The sequence below is a fragment of the Shewanella benthica KT99 genome (genome assembly GCF_000172075.1).
Lineage (GTDB): Bacteria > Pseudomonadota > Gammaproteobacteria > Enterobacterales > Shewanellaceae > Shewanella > Shewanella benthica_A.
Genome location: NZ_ABIC01000123.1, coordinates 1 through 1,007 on the forward strand (window position 1 = coordinate 1; position 1,007 = coordinate 1,007).

Genomic DNA, 1,007 nt, shown 5'->3' on the forward strand with positions numbered 1-1,007 from the left:
CAAAAATTTACTCAATGAACCACTGAGTGACCATAGCGACTTTGGTGTCTACTTTATTACTCTCACGAGCAAGCAAAGTAAATTCAAAGAAGCAAAATATGTAAGCTTCATTAACTTTCGGGTTAGTGAAAAACAGTTTTTTTGTTTTCACTTTTTAAAAAGTGAAGGCAAAAGTTTCATTGAGCCGATGTCATCATCGAAAGAGGATGCATCAAAAGAACTTTAATTGAAGAGTTTGATCATGGCTCAGATTGAACGCTGGCGGCAGGCCTAACACATGCAAGTCGAGCGGAAACAGGAAGGTGCTTGCACCTTTGCTGTCGAGCGGCGGACGGGTGAGTAATGCCTAGGGAACTGCCCAGTCGAGGGGGATAACAGTTGGAAACGACTGCTAATACCGCATACGCCCTACGGGGGAAAGGAGGGGACGCGCTTTTCGAAGTACGCCTTTCGCGATTGGATGTACCTAGGTGGGATTAGCTAGTTGGTAAGGTAATGGCTTACCAAGGCGACGATCCCTAGCTGGTCTGAGAGGATGATCAGCCACACTGGAACTGAGACACGGTCCAGACTCCTACGGGAGGCAGCAGTGGGGAATATTGCACAATGGGCGCAAGCCTGATGCAGCCATGCCGCGTGTGTGAAGAAGGCCTTCGGGTTGTAAAGCACTTTCAGCGAGGAGGAAAGGTTGTAGTTTAATAAACTGTAGCTGTGACGTTACTCGCAGAAGAAGCACCGGCTAACTTCGTGCCAGCAGCCGCGGTAATACGAGGGGTGCAAGCGTTAATCGGAATTACTGGGCGTAAAGCGTACGCAGGCGGTTTGTTAAGCAAGATGTGAAAGCCCCGGGCTCAACCTGGGAATTGCATTTTGAACTGGCAAACTAGAGTCTTGTAGAGGGGGGTAGAATTTCAGGTGTAGCGGTGAAATGCGTAGAGATCTGAAGGAATACCGGTGGCGAAGGCGGCCCCCTGGACAAAGACTGACGCTGAGGTACGAAAGCGTGG

The 1,007-nt window shown here is 49.3% G+C and carries 1 protein-coding gene and 1 rRNA gene; both read left to right on the top strand.

Annotation, left to right across the window (positions count from 1 at the left end; translation table 11 throughout):
- The coding region (locus KT99_RS23105; RefSeq protein ID WP_040572253.1) for a hypothetical protein at window positions 1-226 on the top strand (226 nt) is incomplete at its 5' end.
- Window positions 224-1,007, top strand: a 16S ribosomal RNA gene (locus KT99_RS19865); the annotation flags it as partial. The genes KT99_RS23105 and KT99_RS19865, both read left to right, overlap by 3 nt.